Raw genomic sequence first — 16,493 nt, 5'->3', positions numbered from 1 at the left:
GCGGGCACCAGACTCGATCAACCAGAATAGAACCGACGCCCCACTCTTGAAACGCTCTATGCCGAAGATTCATCCAATACAGTGACCCCACCGGTACGCTCCCCTGGAAGCGTCCGATATTCACGCGGCAGAACGAGCCCTACCCGACACGCGCCCCTCAGCACCCGCTGCCGAACGCATCGAAGAAGTCGAGGAAGTCCAGGATGTCAACGAAGGTGTCGCCGTTGTAGTCGGCGCTCACGCCTGTAGATCCGGCGCATGGAGCGGGCGACCCGTCGCATGTGCCGAAGGCGTCGAGGAAATCGAGGAAGTCGACGATGTCCACGATGAAGTCCGCGTTCACATCTGACGGGCACGTTACGCCGACGACGACATCAGTCCCGGAGTAACCAGCCTTCCACACCCACGGCGGCGGCAAGGCCGGGCCTGTGACCGAATCAAACATGCCCGTAACGACCGAGCCCGCACCGCCGTCAATCACAGTGTGTGTGGCAAAGAGTGCGGGCGTGTAGCCGCCGACGAGCGAGACCTTGACAGTGCCGCCGTTGATGGTGTGGCTGCCTCCATTGATCTTGTCGAACGACGCCGCGGAGCCAAGCTCCACGTCGAGTGTGGAGGTCGGCTCCCACGTGATGACAATCGTATTGGGCGCAACTGTGAGCGATCCCACGGCGCTCACGCCTGGCGCCGCGACGCCCTCCAGCGTGAGCGGCATGCCCATCTGGCCGATGCCGCGGACGGTCTGACCGGGTCCGAGGACCAGCGAGCCGCCGACCCCCGCGATGATCTGGGCGCGAGAGGTCGTGCTGTTAAGCAGGATCTCTCCGGTGCCGTCGATCGTCAACGGCCCGTCGATGCGGAGCGAGGTCGTCGAGGCGCCGCCCTGGGGATTCACGGTGATCAATCCGTCGTTGGTGTACGAGCCCCCCGCGAGCGCGAGCGCCGTGCCCGAGTTGACCTCGACATCGGCCGTCGAGCTGACACCGGTGAAGACGTTGGTTCCCGCAACGGTGCGGACTCGCCCCGCGCCTGTGGAGGCGATGGAGCCGCCGATGATCGCCGAAGTATTGAGGTCCACGTTCGATTCATCGGCGACGATGTCGCCGGTGGAGCCCTGTGTCACCGTGATGCCGACGATCGCGAGGGTGCCGCCCGCGCCCTCCATCATGCCGTTGTTGGTCTTGTTCGTTCCGCTGAGGAACAAGGTCTGAGCGGCGACGTCAGCGCTCACGAGACCGTTGTTGGTCATCGGCACCGTGATCTGGCCGAGCCCGTGGACAAACTGGCCCGAGCCGATCGTGAGGTTTCCGTCCGTGCCCGCGATGATCTGGGCGCGAGAGGTCGTGCTGTTAAGCAGGATCTCTCCGGTGCCGTCGATCGTCAGCGGCCCGTCGATGCGGAGCGAGGTCGTCGAGGCGCCGCCCTGGGGATTGACGGTGAGCGAGCCGTCGTTGGTGTACGAGCCCCCCGCGAGCGCGAGCGCCGTGCCCGAGTTGACCTCGACATCGGCCGTTGAGTCCACCCCGGCGAAGACGTTGGTTCCCAGAACGGTGCGGACGCGCCCTGCGCCGATGGAGGCGATCTCGCCGCCCACGATCGTCGCGCCGTTCAGCTGGACCTCGGAGCCGTCGGCGAGCACCTCTCCGGATGCCCCCTGCGTCACCGTGATCCCGACAATCCCCAGGATGCCGCCCGCGGCCTCCATCAGCCCGTTGTTCTCCTTCGCCGCGATGTTCAGCAGCAGCTCGTTCGCCGCCACGTCCGCGCTGATGATGCCGTTGTTCGTCCCGCCGACGCTGATCTGCCCACGTCCGTGGACGAACTGGCCCGCGCCGAGCGTGAGGACGCCGTCCGTGCCCGCGATGATCTGTCCGCGGGTGGTCGTGTTGTTGAGGCGGATCGTTCCCGTCCCGTCGATCGTCACCGTCCCGTCGATCCGCAGCGAAGTTGTGGACGCGCCTCCGCTGAGATTCACCAGCAGGGTGCCGTCGTTCGTGTAGCCGCCCGAGAGCGCGAGCCCGGTTCCGGACGCGACCTCGACATCCGCGGTCGAGTCGACATTCGAAAGGACACTGGTGCCGGCCACGGTTCGGATCCTCCCGGCCCCGGTCGAGTCGATCGAGCCGCCCGAGATCGAGGACGAGCTCAGCGTCGCGAGCGTCTCCTCGCCTCGGATCACGCCGGAGGCGCCCTGCGTGATTGTGATGCTCACGATGTCGAGCGTTCCGCCCGCGCCCCTCATCAAGCCGTTGTTGGTCTTGTCCGTCAGGCTGAGGAACAAGGACTGGCCAGCGACCGTGGCGCTGACCGTACCGTTGTTGGTCATCGGGGCCGTGATCTGCCCAAAGCCGCGGATCGTGTGCGAGGCCCCGTTCGTCAGAGCGCCAGAGCCGGACGCGATGACCTGGGCTCGATTCGTGGCGTTGTTGAGCACCAGAGAGCCGGAACCGCCGATCGTGAGCGGCGCCTGAATCGTGAGCGTCGTCGTTGAGGAGCCCCCGGAGGTGTTGACGGTGAAGAGGCCGTCATTGACGAGGCTGGTGTCGATGTTGAGCGCGGTCCCGGAGTTCACGTTGATCCGACCCGTCGCGCCGTTGGAGATCAGGCCGGAGATCGTCCCCGTTCCCGTGTTGTTCACGATCGTCCCGGAGTTGGCGATCCCCGTGCCGAGCAGCGTCACGGCGCGGCCGCCCGGGTTCAGCACCGCGTCGGTGTTCGTGATGTCGATCGCGTCGAGCATCAGCCCCGCGACGTTCTGGGTCACGGTGTACGCGCCGGTCAGCCCGAGCACCGCGCTCTCGCCCGATGCGTCCGGCACGTTCCCGCCCGTCCACCTGGTCGTGTCGCTCCAGTTGCCGGCCACCGGGTTGAGCCACGGGATTGACTGCCCCAGGGCCGGGACCGCGATGGCCAGACCCGCGACGGACGTCACGACGCTCGACAAACGAATGTGCATCGGGATTCTCCCTCAGTTTTCCGCCGACCAGCCGTCCTGCGACTTCTCTCTACCTCTGCCGCCGGGATCGCCTCGGCGCGCCCTGCGGGCAGTCCACCCTTATGGGTGTACCGACTCGGTCAGGCAGAATAGAGCCGACGCCCCCCCTCTTGAAATGGGTGATGCCGCAGATTCATGCAAAAACATGTGGCCACAACGGCGCGCCGCCTGAAAAGCGTCCGATATTCATGCTACAGGACGAGCCCTCATCCCCCACGCGCCGCTCAGCACCCGCTGCCGAACGCATCGAAGAAGTCGAGGAAGTCCAGGATGTCAACAAACGTGTCGCCGTTGTAGTCGGCGCTCACGCCCGTGGATCCGGCGCATGGAGCGGGCGACCCGTCGCAAGTGCCGAACGCGTCGAGGAAATCGAGGAAATCGACGATGTCCACGATGAAGTCGGAGTTGACGTCCGAGGGGCAGGAGACGCCGACGACCACGTCGTTGCCGCTGGTGCCGACCTTCCAGACCCGCGGCGACGGCAGGGCTGGTCCCGTCGCTGAATCGAACTTTCCCGTGATGACCGAGCCCGTCACACCGTCGATGATCGTGTGCTTTGTGAAGAGCGCGGGCACATAGCCGCCCACGAGCGAGACCTTGACAGTGCCGCCGTTGATGATGTGGCTGCCACTGGTGATCTTGTCGAACGACGCCGCGGAGCCAAGCTCAACGTCGAGCGTGGAAGTCGGCTCCCACGTGATGGTTGTGGTTGGATCATCAACAGTGAGGGTGCCGACAGAGAGGCCGGGGGCGATGGTGCCGTGGTTGGTGGTGGGGACGGCGATCTGGCCGATGCCGCGGACGGTCTGACCGGGGCCGAGGATCAGTTCGCCCCCCGGACCTTCGGCGATCTGGGCCTGCGCGCCCGGCCTGCGCAGGATGATCTCGCCCGTGCCGTTGATCGTGAGGGGTCCGTCGATCCAGATCCGGCAGCTCGAGCCGGTCGCGGCGTAGTTCACGTCGACCGTCCCGAAGTTCGTGTACTCGGCGCCGAGACGGAGCGACGAGCCAGCCCGAATCTCGACGTATGCGAACGAATCGACGTTGAAGAACCGAGAGCTGGACATCAAGAGGCGATGGCGGCCGTCACCGGACGATGTGATCGTGCCGCCGACGAGCGCCGCGCCGTCGTACTGCACGAGCGAGTCCGCGGCGTCGATCACGCCCGAATCGCCCTGGGCGATGTCGGTCGTGATGTCGATTGAGCCGCCCGAGGCGCGGATGGTCCCGAAGTTGGTCTTCGGCTCGGTCCTGAGCTGGAGCACACCGCCAGGCACGTCCGCGAGCACAAGCCCGTGGTTGTTCAGCACGCCGAAGATCGATCCCTGGCCTCGGATGGTCTGCGCCTCGCCGGTCGTGAGGGATCCGCTGGCGGATGTGGTGATTCTCGCGAAGGAGCCAGGCGCGTTGAGGGTGATCTGGCCGCTGCCGCCGATGGTGATCGGGTTCCCGCAGCCGAGTATGGAAGAGCTTGGGCCGGCAGTCGGGTTGATGGCGATGGTGCCGTCGTTGGTGCCGCTCGCGAGCAGGGTGATGTTGTCGCCGCTGTCGATGTTGAAGGTGCCGAGCGTGGTGTTCGTGAAGGCGGCGTCGAGCGTGTTCGATCCGCCGGTGATGAGCACCGTGCCGCTGTTCGTCAGCCCCGCGCCGAGCAGGTTGACGGTGACGCCCTCGAGTTCGAGCGTCGCCTCGGGGTTGGTGATGGTGATCGCGTCGAGCGTGAAGGTGCCGAGCACTTGCGTCACGGTGTACGCCCCGGTCAGGCCGAGGACGGCCGATTCACCCGGTGCGTTCGGGATATTTCCCCCCGTCCACTTGGCGGCCTCGTTCCATGTGCCGCTCACGGGGCTGAACCACGAGATCGACTGGGCGTTTGCGGTCAGAGAAAGCGACGGGGCAGCGATGCACGCAACACACGAGAAACGCATCAACTTGTTCGTCATCCACGACCTCCCAGCGTTCTGAGAACCGAACGAACGCATAGACAAGATATCTCAATGTCTCGGGAAGAGCCAGCGCGAAAGTTCGAATCGATTACAGATTCACAATCTCCTGTTGAATCTGGACTTTGCACCGCAACCAGACCCCCTCAGCACCCCTGCCCGAACGCGTCGAAGAAGCCGAGCACATCCAGGATGTCCACCACAGTGTCGCCGTTGATGTCCGCGTCGAACTGCTCGCCGCACGGCGCGGGCAGATTGAGGCATCCGGCAAGGTCGTCGAAGAACTGCAGCACGTCGAGGATGTCCACCAGCGTGTCGCCGTTGTAATCCGCGAGGCAGACCCGTGGCGGGAGCGTGACCATCCACGCCTCGGTGTTCCCGCTCGGGTTGATGCCCACGCCCACCATCGTTCGACCATCGGGCGTGATCCCGCGTGCCGCGAGCAGCGTCCACGCGCCGACATCGATGCCGTGATCGTCGAGCAGCACACGCGACAACTCGCGCATCCCCGTCGGCTCTGTCCAGATGAACGCGCGCTGGGCGAGTCCCGTATTTCCCGCGGCTCCGACGACGATCGAACCATCGCCGTTCATCGCGAGCGCGGAACTTGTCTCCGGCAGTCCCGGGAGAGATCCCAACGACCGCATCCCATCCTGTACCGTCCAGCGGAAGGCCTGGAATCCGACCTCGCCCTCACCCGTCCCCACCACCACCGAACCATCGGCGCTCACCGCGCTCGGGCTCGAACTCACGGAGCCGTCGGGCAGATCGCCGATCGAGACCATTCCCGTCTCCGCCGTCCAGCGGAACGCCTCGGCCCCCGCGCTCGTGCGCCCGCGCCCGACGATCACACGACCGTCCGCGCTCACCGCCGTCGCCCCGCTTGAGAACGGCCCGCCCGGCAGATCGCCGAGCCCGACCATGCCGGTCTCCGCGGTCCACACGAAGGCCTCGTCTCCCGATGATGATCTGCCGCTCCCCACGATGACGCGCCCGTCCGCGCTCACGCCCGTCGCGCCGCTGAGCAGCGCGCTGCCCGGCAGATCGCCGAGGCCGATCACGGCGTACATCGCGTTCGTGCGGAAGGCCTCGGTGCCGCCGACCGACATCGATGATCCCACGATCACGGTTCCGTCGGCGTTGACGGCGGACGCCTTGCTGAACGGGCCGACATCGGTGGGCAGGCCACGCAGCCCCCACATCTCCCCGTCCACCCACACGAACGCCTCAAAGCCCAGGTTCGATCCGGAGATCCCGACCACGACGCGCCCGTCCGCGCTCACGGCGGTCGCGTCGCTCATCACCGTGCCCCCCGGCAGATCGCCGAGACCAATGAACGATTGGGCGCTGGCGGAGGCGGCAAGCGCCGAGGCGGACAACGCGCCGGCGATCGCGAATCGGATCGCGCCGAACGGACGGGCGGAATGTGCGGGCATGGGGCTCTCTCCTGCGCGGGTACTGGAGTCCTCCACGACACCGGGCCCGATGACACGAGTGTAGTGAAAGGACCCGGCGCAACCCAGGTGAATTGTCAGGCCCGCGCTCAGCCGCCGCGAAGAAAGGCCAGTAGCTTCTCCTTGTTGTGGCGGACGGCGCGGATATGCCCCAGCGATTGGGGGGTGATCGTGCCGCCCGGCGTCATGATCGACCACTCGGTGAGCAGCTCGATCGGGTGCTCCGCACGATCTCCCTGATTCATCCTCGCGATTCCGTGCGGCTGGTTGAGCAGCGTCGCGTCGACGGTCCGCTCGCCGACACCGTGTACCTCGAACCACATGTGCTCCCGATCGGTGTCCGAATCCGCGTCGTCCACCTTGTACCCCATCTTCATGAGCACGCCCAACCCCTGCAGGTCCGGACCGGGGTTGATAAGGTCGCGGAACTCCTCCATAAACCCGCGAAGCAGCGGCAAAGTCGCGACGGCGCGGGCCGCCATCAGTTCGGACGCCTTGGTCGAGAAGGCGAAGACCATCCCGTCGCTCTCCTTTCGCTGGAATGCGAGCGCGGGCCTCGGGCGAGAGCCGCCGAGCTTCGAGAGCATGGCGCGCACGCTCTTTCCTTCGGAGGCCGGCTCGCAGATCACAGAGCGATTCTCCGCGTGGTTCTCGCTGAGATCGCGCAGGGCGCGGTGCTCCTGCGCCGCATCGCGCATGAACTCTCCGACGGGGATGAAGCGCACCTCGCCGTCCGGATAGGCAAAGGTGTGTCGCGCAGTGTCGGGGCGCACCTCGCCCTCGATCACCGAGAACGCGAGCGCCCTTGTCGCGGTGCCCATGGCGCCCAGCATCTCTCGCGATGGAGCAAGGATGTCAAAGTCGAAGCCCCCCACCTTGTCCAACCCGTGTGTGTGCACCCAGTCGGATGTTCCCGGCTTCTTGCCCTCGACCGCGTGGATGATGAACAGGTGCTGGACATCCAGGTCCGCATCGTGGGCCATCTCGTCTCGGAGCGCGTCGAGCGACCAGAACTGCTCCGAGCCGTGGTCCGCGCCGATGGTGCCGGATACTCCGGGGGCGGCGGCGATCGTCTCCGCAATGGCATGCACGAATCGCAGCATGTTCTTGCGATCTCGCAGCACGCGCTGCGTGCTGGCAGGGCACCGGACGGTCAGCGAGCCAGTGCACGCCGCGAGCAACTCACGATCTTGCGATGTTGTGCCGGGGGTCAGGTCGATGATGTGCCTGGGCGGCAGCGCCGGCACCTGGAACATCCCCACGTCCGCGTCGCCCCACCGCGGGTGCGTCAGGTGGAGAGACCAACGAAGCTCGTGCGGCTCGCTCGCACCCGGCTTGATCCTTCCGGGCTGTATGCGCACGCCGCGCTTCTCGACGGCCCCGCAGTCGTCCATGGACAACTCGCGTCCGCGCCAGAGCACTCCCCCGACACTCGGAAACGCCTGATCGAATCCGCTCATGCAGCACCTCCCTCTCGCACCAGCCACTCGGTCTGGTTGTCCGGATACCTCTCACACCTCCGGAAGCGACACCACCCTCCGGAGCCCGTGCGATCGTCGATCGAGTGTAGCGAAACCCACCCCCGCCACTCAACACGATCGGAGAAAGCCGGGATCTCGCCCTCCCCCGGGCCGGCTCGCACATCTGGTTCAGGCGCGCCGCGTCCCGCGCCCGCATTGAGACGTGATCAACACCTTCGCCATCGCCTCCGCGGTCTTGGCCGCGCCGAGATCACCGACGCGATGGCGGGACGCGATCGCCCCGGTCACCAGCATCATGATCTGCTCGGTCAGCACGCCGGGCTCGGCCGCGCCCGCGAGCGTCGCGAGCTCCATCACCGCTGCTGCCAGATGCTCGCCGTGCTTCCGGGCGGCACGATTGATGGGATCGTTCTCGCTGGGGAACTCCGTGAGCGCGTTGAGAAAGAGGCAGCCGCGAAACTCCGGGTTCTTGAACCAGTCGTCGAGCAGCTCGAAGAGCGCTTCGAGTTGCCGACGCGCGTCGTCGCGACCCCTGATGCGGATGTACGCCATCCACTCCTCCATCTCGCGCTGATCGCGCTGGTCGAGAATGGCGACGATCAAATCGTCCTTGCTGGCAAAGTGCTTGTAGAACGCCGTCTTCGTGATGCCCACCGTCTCGAGGATCTGGTCGAGCCCCACCGCCTGGAACCCGTGCTTGTAGAAGAGGTCTCCGGCCGCGTCCAGCAGTCTCTCGCGAGTGGGAACCTGCGTCATGGGCACCTCCGCGGATGTGGCGTGGTGTACCAGGAGTCAACCCCCGGTGGACCGGAAGTGTACTTGGCTTTCCGACGCCGGAGTTTATGTTTCTCACGAGCGAGATGCATCGGCACCGTCCTCGCAGAGAACCGCCATGAGACCACAGCATACTTCGTCCGATCGACCTCTTGTTGTCCGAAACGCCGCGAAAGCGCTGCGCCTGGCCCGCTCGGGGACCGGCCCCGTCCTGGCGTTCCTCTCCGACTGGGACGCGGTGGACACGCTCCGTGCCATCGCGGCCAGATCCGGCCTGGAGACGCGTCTTGCGGTGCACCACCGCAGCGCCGCGATGCTCACCAAGCACAACACACGCGACCTGTCAACGAGCCACCACTGAGAAAGGAAGTGATATGACCACTCCATCGAACGCCCCATCAGTTTCCGGCACGCTCCATCGAGAGAGCGCGTGCCCCATGCACCGGCTCTTCTCGATCCGCGATCGCGACTCGCACAGCGCGATCGACAAGCCCTTCTCGGTCGCGGGCATCGCGCTCTTCGCGTACGGCACGCTCGCCTACGCCGCGTTCCTCGGCGCGATCCTGTACGCCATCGGGTTCGTGGGCAACTGGTTCGTCCCGAAGTCGATCGACTCCGGAGCCGGTGCCTCCTTCATGGAGGCGCTCCTGGTCAACGGCGGCATCCTCGTGCTCTTTGTCGTCCAGCACACCATCATGGCACGCAAGTGGTTCAAGGCGTGGTGGACCAGGATCATCCCGCCGTCGATCGAGCGGAGCACGTTCGTGCTCGCGGCGAGCGCGATCCTCGGCCTTCTCTTCTGGCAGTGGCGACCGCTGCCGCAGGTCATCTGGCAGGTCGAGCACGCGGCACTTGCGATCGGCCTTCAGGCCCTCTCGCTCGTCGGGTGGGCGACCGTGCTGATCGCCTCATTCATGGTGAGCCACTTCGATCTCTTCGGGCTGCGCCAGGTCTGGTTCCGTCTTGCAGGCCGACCCTATCGCCCCGTGGGCTTCCGGCTCGTCGGGCTCTACCGCATCGTCCGCCACCCGCTGATGGTCGGCTTCCTCATCGCCTTCTGGGCCACACCCGTAATGACCGCCGGGCACCTCATGTTCGCGCTGCTCACCACCGGGTACATCTTCTTCGGCGTGTGGATCGAGGAGCGCGGGCTGATGGCCGAGCATCCTGAGGAGTACGGCGCGTATCGCCGTCGCGTCCGGGGGTTCATCCCGCTCCCGGTTGCCCGGCGCGACACCACAACCTGAACAGCCACGCCCTGCCTTCCCCACTCCCCCACTCACGCCTTCGGCGGCTCAGACTTCGGCGCATCCCCGCTCTTCTCGCCGGGCCTGCTCTCGCCGGGCTTGCTCTCACCCTTGCCGACCAGCAGGCGCGTGATGATCTCCTGCACGTGCGCGCCCGACTCGTCGAACCCGTGTCGCTCAACGCCGAGCGCGGTCACCACGCCGTAGCCCATGCCGATGTGGATCAAGAGCCACGCCAGGATCTCCGCCGAGTATCGCCCCGTGACGCGATGCCCCTCCTGCGCCCGCATCACCTCTTTCACGAGGAACGCGTGCACCGACCGGATGTGGTTGCTCACCGCCGCACGGATCTGCTCGTCATCCGATTCCGTGATCGACTGAAGCAGCACGCGATACGCGATCCGCCCGCGCGCCGAGACCATCGGGTTGTCGCCGATGATCCGGCGCAGCCGCTCCCCCGGGTCGGGCGCGGTCTTCAGATCCTGGGCCCATTGCTCCAGCGTCTGCTCGCCCGTCCGCTCCACCAGCGCGATGAACAGATCCTTCTTCGAAGAGAAGTGGCGATAGATGATCGGCTCCGTCACGCCCGCGGCCTTCGCCAGCTCCGACGTCGTCGCCCGCGCGTACCCGTGCCGGGCGAACAGATCGAGTGCGGCATCCAGAAGCTGCTCACGTCGCTTTGCCGCGGGCAGTCGGCTCATCGGACCCTCCAGAATCCACCCTACCTCAGTGCTGCATGGAGTTTAGCGAGTGCTTACCAGCAGAACACACACACTTCCAAGACTTATGCCCCCAGCGACTCACCCCCAGCGACTCACCCCCGAGGCCCGCCCGCACCACGCCCCGATCCCTCCGAATGTGGCGGCACCGGGTCGTACCCACCCTTCGCAAACGGGTGACACCGCAACACCCGCCTCGCCGTCATCACCGACCCGCGCAGCGGACCGTGCTCCTGCAACGCCTCCAGCCCGTACCGGCTGCACGTCGGCTCGAACCGACACTGCCTCCCGATCAGCGGCGAGAGCGTGACCCGGTAGATCCAGATCACACCCTCCAGCGGCAGGATCGCCAGCCGCCTCATCCCGACCGTCCACGGCGGGCGATCACCCATCGCGCCCCTCCGATCGAGCGACCCGCCGGTCGATCTCAGAAACCAGCTTCGCACCCGCCTGCAACAGCAGACGCTCATACTCCACGCGATCGAGCGCGGCGTGCGGGCGCACCGCGATCACCAGGTCGAGCGCAAGCCCCGCGCGCGTCCGCGGCATCGTGTGCTGGACATGCCGGAACGCCTCTCGGAGCAGACGCTTCACCCGGTTGCGAACCACCGCGTTCCCCACCCGCCTCCCCACCGAGAGCCCGATCCGATGGCTCCCCGCCTCGCTCGCCCGCGCATACACCACCAGCGGCCCCGCCGGCTTCGAGAGCTTCCCTCGCAGAATCGCACGAAAGTCGTTCGCCTTGGACAGCCGCTGGCTCCGGCGCAACCTGAGCCCGCCGACTGGTCCGGCCGCCGAAGGGTCACGCGAAGATGGGCCGCCGGTCATGCGGCATTGTTCGACGGTCGCCGGCGCGAAGCCGCCCCGCCCCCGACAACGGGCTTGGTCTCAACCTGCGCCCGCGCCCGCCCCGAGCGGCTACCCGTGCCGGAGCCGCTCGCATCGATCTCACGCCGGGGACGCGCCGCCGGCAGCAACCCGCAGAAACACGCCAACGCCCCCCCCGCGATCAGCCACAGACGCTTCGCATCGTTCGTGGTCCATCTATAAAGGATGGAATCGGGCAGGGGCCGCTCCGCCCAGATGATCGGGGGTGGCTCCAGGGCGTTGAAGATCGTCGCGCTGTCCGCCATGCCGCGCGGCATGCCGGGCAGGGGGTCGCGATCGACGGGGATCATGTTCAGTTCCGAAGCCGCCAGCGAGAGCGCCAGGCGCGGATTCCCGCGTTCGAGCGCGTCGAGATACCTCTGGTAGTTCTCGAGCCGCTCCTGGCGTCGCCGCTCCTGCGTCAGGGCCCGCTCGCGCTGCCAGCGCGCCTCCGCCAGGTCGTCCGCAGCGGGGATCAGCATGGTCGCGCCGATGATCACCACGCCGGCAAGCAGGAAGAGCCAGCCGGGGTCGAGTATGGGCGCAACGGTGGTGGTGATGCGGAAGCGCACGTTGAGAGGATTATCGACGAAGCAGGGGGTTTCTGGCCAGAGAACCGGGCTTGACACGCCAGAGAACTCTTGATACGGTGGACGGCATCAACGGGGTCTGCTAACCCCATGGAGGACACCATGTGCAACATACGCCTGCCGCTCATCGTTCTTTTCGTCTTCGTATCGGCCTTTGCACGTTCGACCTATTCCCAGCCATCGGGAGGGGTAAGTGGGCCTGATCCTGTTCCCAGTGCAGCGCACGATTCACTGGCGTGGCTGGGAGAGTTTTACACTGAGCTGAGCGGCTCGCCCTTCCGTATGCGTCGCTCAAGCCTCGGTCTCGTTCCGCTCGGAAGCGATTCATATGATATGTTCGCATTCGATACGCGAGACTTCACCGGTACGGCGACGCCCATAGGTGCGTGCAACGTCGTGGAACGCCATGATGTGCCCGCGATCGATATCTCTGATTCAGAGGCTCAAACCTACGGACTGGTTTCCGTGCGCAACTGGTTCGGGATATTTGTGGCAACCACAAACACGAACTACTCGGGCGTTATCTTGGCTCTCGTCACCGACATAAACTACATGTCTAGCGAAGGCGCGCCGCTTTCTTGTTCTCGTTTCCTGCCATTGAGCGAGCACGACACGGTCGAGGCGGCGCAAGATTCACTGGGGTACTGGGGTGCTCCGTTTATCGAGGATTTGGGCGCTATTAGCGTTTGCAGCGGCGTTGATCCCAACACAGCATTCGGTAGGTACTGCAAGTGTACAAAGGACGCTAGGGACGATGCGTTTGAGGATGCTCTCAAGTCTGGTGGTGCTGGTCTTGGCGGACTCGCGGTCTGTCTTGGTGGGATTGCATGTGGCCCTGCAGCACCATTGTGTGTGGGTGGCTGCGGTGTCTTGGTTCTTGGTTCATTCGGATTCTACACTTACGCAAACATTCACGGCTTCAATGCGGACATGTATACATGTGCACTGAACCTGTGTATTGAAGATTCCAACTACCCGTGCCCGCCGTGACACATGAGCCACTCGCCACAACGCACAAAGCTTGATGCTTTCGCTCTACGATTGCTCAGGCGATGGTTACTTGTGTTCGTCGCGTCGTCGTATGTTGCTTGTGTGGCTGTCGGGATCTGTCTCTGGCTTGTGACTGGCGATCTGCGGACAGCGCTGTACTCCGGAGGAGGGACGCTGGCCGTCGCAGTCGCGGGATTCGGAGTAATGATCGCTCCGATATGTCGACGCGCGGCGCGGGGCGGACGTCGAGGGCGTTGCGAAACATGTGGCTACGTACTTGAGGGCTTGGGGGACAGGGCCTGCGCTTGTCCGGAGTGTGGTGAACGATTCGCGGCGGGCGATGTGGGACGAGTGGTGAACTGAGGGGCATTAGGTGATTCGTCTGCGACTCAGGCCAGTGACGCTGTCACGTGATTGCGGTCAGTTGGAGCGTTCACTTTGGCGGGGCATTGGCCAGCAGCCCGAACCCCTGTCCCGCCAGATCGATCAGCGTGTTCAGATCGACCTCCGCCTTCGGGTCGTTCCACCCCACCGACAGCACAAACCGCGCCCCATCCACCCGGTCCACCAGCCACGTCAGGTTCAGCACGCCCGGCTCCGACCCACCCTTGTACGCGATCGATCTCCAGATCGATCGGTCGAACGGGATGCCGGGATTGGCCCGCAACGCCTTCGACACCGGCTCATTCTCCGGCGACTTTGAGAGCGCATCCACCGCCACGATCGCGGCACCGCACTCCTCCGCCGTCGCGAACCATTCGAGCGTGTCGATCCACGCCGGGGCCTTCCACATCGCCGCCGCGATCAAGCTCGGCACCGCGCTCGCCACCTCTCCCCCCTCGGCGAGCATGGCCCGCCGGGTCGCGACATCCGCCGCGATATAGCGATCGGGCAGCGTGCGATCCGCGCCGAGTTTCATGGCGAACATGTCGCGCGTCGTGAGGATGGGCGTGTTCCGCGCAGGATCACCGTTCAGCCCGACCATGAACGCCTCAACGCGCTCGCGGCCGAGCAGCAGCACCAGGTGGTCGGTCGCCGTGTTGTCTGAGACCGAGATCATCTTCAGCGCATGCTCCGAGAGCGGGTGCTCCGTCCCCTCCGGGTCCAGTTGCATCACCCCGCTCGGCAGCGACTTCAAAGCATCCCGGATCGCCAGCGGCTCGTCCCATCGCCGCCGCCCGTCTCGCACCTCTTCCGCCAGCGCGCCAAGCACATACAACTTGAACGTCGAGCCGATCGCCAGACGCGCACCCGGGTTCACCGAAGCAAGCGGCGCGAACGATCCATCCGGCTCGACACGAGCCACATACAGATTCGCCGTCCCACGCAGCCCGCCCACGCGCTCAGACAGCACCTCCCACGATGCCGCGGCGTCCTTCCCGCTCCCCGGGATCACCCGGTTCGACATCAGCGTGATCAACCCCGTCTCGGGATCGACCGCCAAGCGGAATGCCAGCACCACCCCGTTCGCCTCCGACCGCAAGCGCCCGGAGATCGAGTGCGCATCCATCCCCGGACCGATCGACTCCAGCACCGTCGGCCCCCCCTCCAGGATCGACGTGGTCACCATCTGAAGCTGGCGGGCCAGAACCTCGGGCGCAATCGCCTCCTTGAACGAATCCGCAAGCCGCCCCCCCACCCCCCCCGCACTCTCCACCTCTGCGGGCGCGCCGGAGAAGACCGACAGAAGCCACCGCAACTGCTCCCCGACCGGCGTCTCCGGGATCGGCACCGCGGCTCCACCCGTATCGGCGGTCGATTCCTGCCCCCTGGCCTGTGCCGCGCCAAAGACAAACACACCGAAAGCGACCGCCCACACCACCACAGCGAATCGTAAACATCTGTGAAGCATTGATTTATGCATGCCTTGCCTCCCGGTGCGATCATCTCTTCCGTGTGACGCCCAAAGGAGATTGGGAATCCAAGCAGGCCAATGTACCGCGTGCTCGTTCGACTGGGACGAGTCCGCCGGGACTATGATCGACAGCGATCGTGATCCTCTGCGATTCACGGCGCTGGGTTCCCTTCGGTTCTACCCGTGCCCTTGCCACACAGGGCCCCTTGGACGCACCTCTTTCTGGACCACAGGCCGCGGCATGTCACGACGAGTCGTCATCACGGGAATCGGGCTGGTCACCGGTTACGGCATCGGCAAAGACGCCACATGGGCCGGCCTCTGTTCCGGCGCGACCGCCATCTCTCCGATCGACGCCTTCGACGCCGACGGGTTCTCCTGCCGCCTCGGCGCACAGGTGAAGAACTTCTCCGCCAAAGACTTCGTCCCCAAGCACTACCGCAAGGCCGTCAAGGTCATGGCCCGCGACATCGAGATCGCCGTCGGCGCCGCCCACATCGCCGTCGCCGATGCCGGGCTCATCACGCGGGCCGCACTCGGCGAGGATGCACAGAGCGGCATGACCTACCCCTCCGAGCGCATGGGGTGCCACATCGGCGCGGGGCTTATCTCCGCCGAGACCCCCGAACTCGCCGCCGCCCTCTCCACCTCCAAGAGCGCGGACGGCGAGGTGGATATCCGCCAGTGGGGCTCGACGGGAATGAACAACCTCCCCCCGCTCTGGATGCTCAAGTACCTCCCGAACATGCTCGCCTGCCACGTCACCATCCTGCACGGGTGCGAAGGGCCGAGCAACACGATCACCTGCCAGGATGCCAGCGGCCTGCTCTCGATCGGAGAATCGGCCCGCGTCATCGAGCGCGACGCCGCGGACCTCTGCTTCAGCGGCGGGGCCGAGTCCCGCATCTCCATGATGGGCATGTCGCGCATGATCGTCTCCGGACGACTCGCCGACGCGCCGCATGATGCGGACCCCCTCGCCTTCGCAAGGCCCTACGACGACGCCTCACCGGGCGGTCTCCCCGGCGAAGCGGGCGGCATCCTCATCCTCGAAGAAGAACACGCATCCGCGTCACGCGGCGTGAAGATGCACGCACGACTCCTCGGCTTCGGCGCGGCCCAGTCCGGCCCGCCCTCGGTGCCACCCCTCGCCAAAGACCAGACCATCCCGAGCGACGGGCTCCGATACGCGATCCAGGCCGCGCTCGACTCCGCACACTGCACGCCCGATGAGATCGACGCGATCTTCCCCCTCGCGGCGTGCGTCCCGTGGATGGATCGCGCCGAGGCCGAGGCGCTCCGCGAAGTCTTCGGCGATCGGCTCGCATCGATCGAACTCGCGACACTCTCCCCGCAACTCGGGCAGAATCTCGCGGGAGACGGCGCGGTCCGTGTCGGCATCGCGGCCATGTGCATCGAGCAGCAGATGCTCCCGGCACGCCTCCACACCGGAAGGGCCTCCGAAGGCCTCCACGCCGGCCCCGCGCCCACGCGGGCGGCACAACTCAGAAAGGTGCTCGTCTGCACCTCATCGAACGGCGGACAGAACGCGGCTCTCGTGTTGGGAGCCGTGTAAGG

At 65.8% G+C, this 16,493-nt stretch carries 14 protein-coding genes; 4 read left to right on the top strand and 10 right to left on the bottom strand.

Annotation, left to right across the window (positions count from 1 at the left end; translation table 11 throughout):
• Nucleotides 1-157: 157 nt before the first annotated feature.
• From KF838_12925 to KF838_12905, 5 genes are all read right to left on the bottom strand, one after another.
• Nucleotides 158-2,956 carry a hypothetical protein gene (locus KF838_12925; GenBank protein QYK47682.1) on the bottom strand — a complete coding sequence of 933 codons (2,799 nt, stop codon included), beginning with the start codon at nt 2,954-2,956 and terminating at the stop codon, nt 158-160.
• 263 nt (nt 2,957-3,219) lie between these two features.
• The gene (locus tag KF838_12920; GenBank protein QYK47681.1) at nt 3,220-4,938 is read right to left on the bottom strand and encodes a hypothetical protein; all 1,719 of its coding nucleotides are present in this window, start codon (nt 4,936-4,938) and stop codon (nt 3,220-3,222) included.
• Between the two features lie 146 nt (nt 4,939-5,084).
• A complete protein-coding gene (locus KF838_12915; GenBank protein QYK47680.1) occupies nt 5,085-6,374 on the bottom strand; it encodes a hypothetical protein in 1,290 nt (429 codons plus the stop codon).
• Between the two features lie 107 nt (nt 6,375-6,481).
• Nucleotides 6,482-7,852 carry a DUF4026 domain-containing protein gene (locus KF838_12910; GenBank protein QYK47679.1) on the bottom strand — a complete coding sequence of 457 codons (1,371 nt, stop codon included), beginning with the start codon at nt 7,850-7,852 and terminating at the stop codon, nt 6,482-6,484.
• Between the two features lie 189 nt (nt 7,853-8,041).
• Nucleotides 8,042-8,629: a TetR/AcrR family transcriptional regulator gene (locus KF838_12905; GenBank protein ID QYK47678.1), complete on the bottom strand. Its 588-nt coding sequence runs from the start codon at nt 8,627-8,629 to the stop codon at nt 8,042-8,044.
• Between the two features lie 136 nt (nt 8,630-8,765).
• Between KF838_12905 and KF838_12900 the strand changes: the two genes are divergently transcribed.
• Both KF838_12900 and KF838_12895 read left to right on the top strand, forming a co-directional pair.
• A complete protein-coding gene (locus KF838_12900) occupies nt 8,766-9,008 on the top strand; it encodes a hypothetical protein (GenBank protein QYK47677.1) in 243 nt (80 codons plus the stop codon).
• 13 nt (nt 9,009-9,021) lie between these two features.
• Nucleotides 9,022-9,894: an isoprenylcysteine carboxylmethyltransferase family protein gene (locus KF838_12895; GenBank protein ID QYK47676.1), complete on the top strand. Its 873-nt coding sequence runs from the start codon at nt 9,022-9,024 to the stop codon at nt 9,892-9,894.
• Between the two features lie 32 nt (nt 9,895-9,926).
• Here the strand turns inward: KF838_12895 and KF838_12890 are convergent, their stop codons facing one another.
• The 4 genes from KF838_12890 to KF838_12875 form a co-directional block, all read right to left on the bottom strand.
• Nucleotides 9,927-10,595: a TetR/AcrR family transcriptional regulator gene (locus KF838_12890; GenBank protein QYK47675.1), complete on the bottom strand. Its 669-nt coding sequence runs from the start codon at nt 10,593-10,595 to the stop codon at nt 9,927-9,929.
• A 113-nt stretch (nt 10,596-10,708) separates the two neighbouring features.
• Complete coding sequence (gene yidD, locus KF838_12885) at nt 10,709-10,975, bottom strand: membrane protein insertion efficiency factor YidD (GenBank protein ID QYK49838.1); 267 nt, start codon at nt 10,973-10,975, stop codon at nt 10,709-10,711.
• A 22-nt stretch (nt 10,976-10,997) separates the two neighbouring features.
• Nucleotides 10,998-11,441, bottom strand: a complete 444-nt coding sequence (rnpA, locus tag KF838_12880; protein QYK47674.1) for a ribonuclease P protein component — start codon at nt 11,439-11,441, stop codon at nt 10,998-11,000.
• The gene (locus tag KF838_12875) at nt 11,438-12,109 is read right to left on the bottom strand and encodes a hypothetical protein (protein ID QYK47673.1); all 672 of its coding nucleotides are present in this window, start codon (nt 12,107-12,109) and stop codon (nt 11,438-11,440) included. The genes rnpA and KF838_12875 overlap by 4 nt, the downstream gene beginning before the upstream one ends.
• A gap of 63 nt (nt 12,110-12,172) precedes the next feature.
• Between KF838_12875 and KF838_12870 the strand changes: the two genes are divergently transcribed.
• Nucleotides 12,173-13,060: a hypothetical protein gene (locus tag KF838_12870; protein QYK47672.1), complete on the top strand. Its 888-nt coding sequence runs from the start codon at nt 12,173-12,175 to the stop codon at nt 13,058-13,060.
• Nucleotides 13,061-13,493: 433 nt separating this feature from the next.
• On the opposite strand, the gene KF838_12865 is transcribed toward KF838_12870, so the two are convergent.
• The gene (locus KF838_12865) at nt 13,494-14,882 is read right to left on the bottom strand and encodes a serine hydrolase (GenBank protein ID QYK47671.1); all 1,389 of its coding nucleotides are present in this window, start codon (nt 14,880-14,882) and stop codon (nt 13,494-13,496) included.
• A 274-nt stretch (nt 14,883-15,156) separates the two neighbouring features.
• On the opposite strand from KF838_12865, the gene KF838_12860 reads away from it, so the two are divergent.
• Nucleotides 15,157-16,491 (top strand): hypothetical protein, encoded by a 1,335-nt coding sequence (locus KF838_12860; GenBank protein ID QYK47670.1) that lies wholly within the window; start codon nt 15,157-15,159, stop codon nt 16,489-16,491.
• Nucleotides 16,492-16,493: the final 2 nt, after the last annotated feature.

The sequence above is a fragment of the Phycisphaeraceae bacterium genome, from assembly GCA_019454185.1.
Lineage (GTDB): Bacteria > Planctomycetota > Phycisphaerae > Phycisphaerales > UBA1924 > JAHBWV01.
Note: the sequence above shows the minus strand (reverse complement) of the source record. Positions and strands in the feature narration are given on the sequence as shown.